The organism is Microbacterium sp., assembly GCF_035554235.1.
In the GTDB taxonomy this organism is placed as follows: domain Bacteria; phylum Actinomycetota; class Actinomycetes; order Actinomycetales; family Microbacteriaceae; genus Microbacterium.
The window spans coordinates 1-3,854 of record NZ_DATMIO010000171.1; the positions used below are offsets into that span (position 1 = coordinate 1).

Annotated in this window: 5 protein-coding genes; 2 read left to right on the forward strand and 3 right to left on the reverse strand. The window is 69.7% G+C overall.

Translation table 11 applies throughout. The annotated features are described in order from the left end of the window. On the forward strand, positions 1-255 hold a 255-nt coding region (locus VNT50_RS08645), incomplete at its 5' end, for a DUF1905 domain-containing protein (protein ID WP_325484708.1). A gap of 57 nt (positions 256-312) precedes the next feature. Next, the gene (locus VNT50_RS08650; protein WP_325484709.1) at positions 313-1,341 is read left to right on the forward strand and encodes a YihY/virulence factor BrkB family protein; all 1,029 of its coding nucleotides are present in this window, start codon (positions 313-315) and stop codon (positions 1,339-1,341) included. Between the two features lie 53 nt (positions 1,342-1,394). Here the strand turns inward: VNT50_RS08650 and VNT50_RS08655 are convergent, their stop codons facing one another. The 3 genes from VNT50_RS08655 to glgP all read right to left on the reverse strand — a co-directional run. Continuing rightward, positions 1,395-2,171, reverse strand: coding sequence for an isocitrate lyase/PEP mutase family protein (locus tag VNT50_RS08655; protein WP_325484710.1), 777 nt, complete (start codon positions 2,169-2,171; stop codon positions 1,395-1,397). A gap of 18 nt (positions 2,172-2,189) precedes the next feature. Continuing rightward, entirely contained in the window at positions 2,190-2,921 is a 732-nt protein-coding gene (locus tag VNT50_RS08660; protein WP_325484711.1) for a glutamine amidotransferase, read from the reverse strand. Between the two features lie 55 nt (positions 2,922-2,976). Next, positions 2,977-3,854, reverse strand: an 878-nt coding sequence (gene glgP, locus VNT50_RS08665; protein WP_325484712.1) for an alpha-glucan family phosphorylase, incomplete at its 5' end; no start/stop codon positions are given.

Sequence of the window (3,854 nt, forward strand, 5' to 3'; positions counted from 1 at the left end):
GCGCGCGAGGACTCGTCGTGGTACTTCGCCACCCTGCCCGAGGACCTGTCGGAGTCGATCAAGGAGCTCCCGCGGCCGCCGCGCGGCTTCGGCTCCCTGCGCGTGCGCGCGCGGATCGGCAAGTCCGCGTGGTCGACCTCGATCTTTCCCGGGTCGGAGGGCTACGTCCTCCCTCTCAAGAAGTCGGTGCGCGACGCCGAAGGGCTGGATGTCGGAGTCGTCGCGGTTGTCGAGCTGGAGCTGATCGACCTTTAGCCTCTCGCATCGGCGCCCGTGCCCAGCATCTCGAACGGGCGCCGATAACGTTGGGGAATGGCTGACTCCACGGCACCCGCACGCCCCGGTCTGCTCGCCCGCATCGTCGCGCGGGTCCTCAGGCTCAAAGCCGTTCGGGCGCTTCTGCTGTACGTCGAGCACCGCGGCCCGATGCTCGCCGACAGCATCACGTACCGCACCCTCTTCTCCGTCTTCGCGGGCGTGCTGCTCGGGTTCTCGCTCGCGGCGCTCTGGCTCGCGGGCAACCCGGCCGCGTGGCAGGCGCTGATCGACGGGGTGGATGCGGCGATCCCGGGCCTGATCGGAGAAGACGGTCTCATCGACCCGTCGCTCATTCAGGCTCCCGAGGCGCTCAACATCGCCGGCATCCTGGCCTTCATCGGTCTCGTCGGCGCGGCGATCGGCGCGATCGGATCCCTGCGCATGGCCCTGCGAGTGCTCGGCGATCAGCTCACCGATGACGTCTTCTGGGTCTGGGTCATCCTCCGAAACCTCTTGCTGGCCATCGTGCTCGGCGGGCTGCTCGCGGCAGCGGCCGGTGCCACCTACCTCGGCAGCTCGCTCCTGGGCATCGTGCGGGGCTGGTTCGGCATCGGCGCGGACGACCCGTTGGCAGGGATCGGCGTGACGGCGTTCTCGATCCTCGTCGTCTTCATCCTCGACGCGGTGGTCATCGCGATCATGTTCCGGCTGCTCTCCGGCCTGCGACCTCCGGCGCGCATTCTCTGGCCGGGCGCGCTGCTCGGCGCCGTCGGGCTGAGCGTGCTGCAGCAGCTGTCGAACCTGTTCATCGGGGGAGCGGACACGAACCCGCTGCTCGCCTCGTTCGCCTCGCTCATCGCGCTGCTGCTCTGGCTCAACCTCTCGTGCCAGGTGATTCTGATCGCGGGCGCATACATCATCACCGGAGTCGAAGACGAGAGCGAGCTCGCCAAGGGCCGCACCGGACCGTCGACGTTCGCCCAGCGGCGCGTGCGCCGCGCGGAGCTCGCCGTCCTGGCTGCGACCCACGAGCTCGACAGGGCCCGCGAAGAGGAGGCCAAGGAGCGTGCGGCGCACGGCTGACGGGGGAACACGCCCGCACGTCGATCCGTGCGGGCGTGCGAGCGGAGGCGGTGCTAGTTGAGGGCCTCTGTGTCCGCCGGGATCACTCCGCCGTTCATCAGGTCGAGCGCGACGTGCTTGAGGGCGGTGAGCGCGACGCGCTGCGTCATCGGACCGTACGAGATGCGGGCGACGCCGAGCGCCTCGTACTCCGGGGCGCTCAGCGCACCCGGCAGGCCGATGACGCTCACCTTGCGCTCACCGATGCCGTCGACGAGCTGGCGGGTGACGTCGGCATTCAGGATGCCGGGCACGAACACCGTCGTGGCTCCCTCGGCGAGGTAGGCACGGCCGCGCTCGATCGCGTCCGCGATGCCCTCCTCGATCGGACGCTTGCCGCCCTTGATGAGTGCGTCCGTGCGGGCGTTCAGGACGAACGGCACGCCCTCGGCCTCGCCGGCCGCGATGATCGCACGCACGGCGGCCACCGACTCGTCGAGGGGCTTCATGGCGTCTTCGACGTTCGCTCCCACCGCTCCGGCGCCGATGGCGCGGCGAGTGGTCTCGCCGGGGTGGCCGTATCCGGAGTCGAGGTCGGTGCTGACCGGCTTGTCGGTCGCGGCCGTGATGCGGGCTATCGCCGCGATCATGAGATCGAGCGGAATCTGCTCGCCGTCCGCGTAGCCGTGGCTGGCGGCGATCGAGTGCCCCGCGGTCGCGAGGGCGCGGGTGCCGGGCAGGTCGCTGATGACCTTGGCGCTCGCGACGTCCCACACGTTCACGACGCGGAGGATCTCGGGGGCTGAGTGAAGGGCGGCGAAGGCGCGGGCCTTTTCTGCGGTGTCAGTCATGCACCCAGGCTAGGGCGCTCAGCGGGCGTAGCGGGCGACGAAGTTCTTCAGGATGCCGACCGGGTGCGTCACGGGCGCGCGGCGGACGGCCGAGAGCGTGAGGTATAGTTCGTGCGGCGCGAAGTAGCCGTAGCCGGCGTACGCGTGGATGCGATTCACGATGCCCTCGACATCCAATTCCGGGTGGAACTGCGTCGCGTAGACGTTCTCGCGCACCCGGAACATCTGCACCCTGCACGCGGGGGATGACGCGAGCAGCGTCGCCGTGGGAGGCAATGCCGAGATCGCCTCCTTGTGTCCGACGAACGCCTCGAAGGTGTCGGGCAGACCGTCGAGCAACGGGTCGGAGCGTCCCTCATCGGTCAGGGTCACCGGCACGACGCTGATGGGCTCGGAGTACGTGCGGTCGATCGTCGCGCGCTGGTGCACGCCGAGCGTGCCGACGCCGTAGCACGCACCGAGGAACGGGAAGTCGCGGGCGACCACGTCATCGAGCAAGGTGGCGAACTCGCCCTCGACGCGATGCTGCACCGCCGACTTGCGGTCGGCTGGGTCGGAGGCGTTGAAGGGTCCGCCGCCGACGATGATGCCCGAGAGATCGTCGAGATCGAGGTGCGGCATCGGTCCCGCCTCGAGGCGCACCCGGACGAGGTCGCGCTCGCCGAGGCCGGAGTAGCGCAGGAAAGCGGCGTACTCCTCGTCGGCGGGGCCGTCTTCGGCCCGCGTCGCGAGCAGGACGAACGGTTTCATGCCCGCGCCTTCCGGCACCGAACCGGTCCCCGAGCGAGCGAAGCGAGACGAAGGGTCACGAGGCGTAGGTCACGAGGCCGAGCTCGACGGGGGAGACGAGCTGCGGATGCGCCGGCACGACACGCACGGCGTATCCGAACGTGCCCGTCACGGAGAGCGGGAGTGTGCCGGTGAACGTCGTGACGCCGTTCTCGGCCGGGCCTGCGGCATCCAATCGCAGCACGGCGTGGTCGCTCGCGAGCTTGTCGTCCTCGTCGGTGCGGCCGTAGGCCAGCTCGACCGCGACATCGCCGGTCGCCAGACCGTCGAGCAGCACCGACGCACGCACGTCCATGCGGTCGCCGGCCTGCGCCTGCTGCGTTATGCCGGAGCTGTCCACGTTCGCGACCTGGACCTTCGGCCACGCGGTCTTGACCCGGTTCACGAACGCGGCCAGCTCGCGCGCCTCGGCGAACCCGCCGGCGCGCAGTGCAGCGTCGTGCTCCGCGGCCGGCACGTAGAGGCGCGTGACGTAGTCGCCCACCATCCGGTCGCTCGTGGCCTTCTGGCCGAGGTCGGTCATCGTGTGCCGCACCATCTCGAGCCAGCGGCGGGGGATGCCGCCCTCGCGGTCGTAGAACGTCGGCACGAGCTGGTGCTCGATCAGGTCGTACAGGGCGGCAGCATCGACGTCGTCGCGCTCCTCGTCGGTCGACGCGTTGTCGGCGGTCGGGATCGCCCAGCCGTTCTTGCCGTCGAACCATTCGTCCCACCAGCCATCGAGGATCGACAGGTTCAGCACGCCGTTGAGCGCCGCCTTCATACCCGACGTCCCGCAGGCCTCGAGGGGCCGCAGCGGATTGTTCAGCCAGACGTCGCAGCCCGGATACAGGGTCTTCGCGAGGGTGATGTCGTAGTCGGGCAGGAACACAATGCGTCCGCGCACCTTGGGGT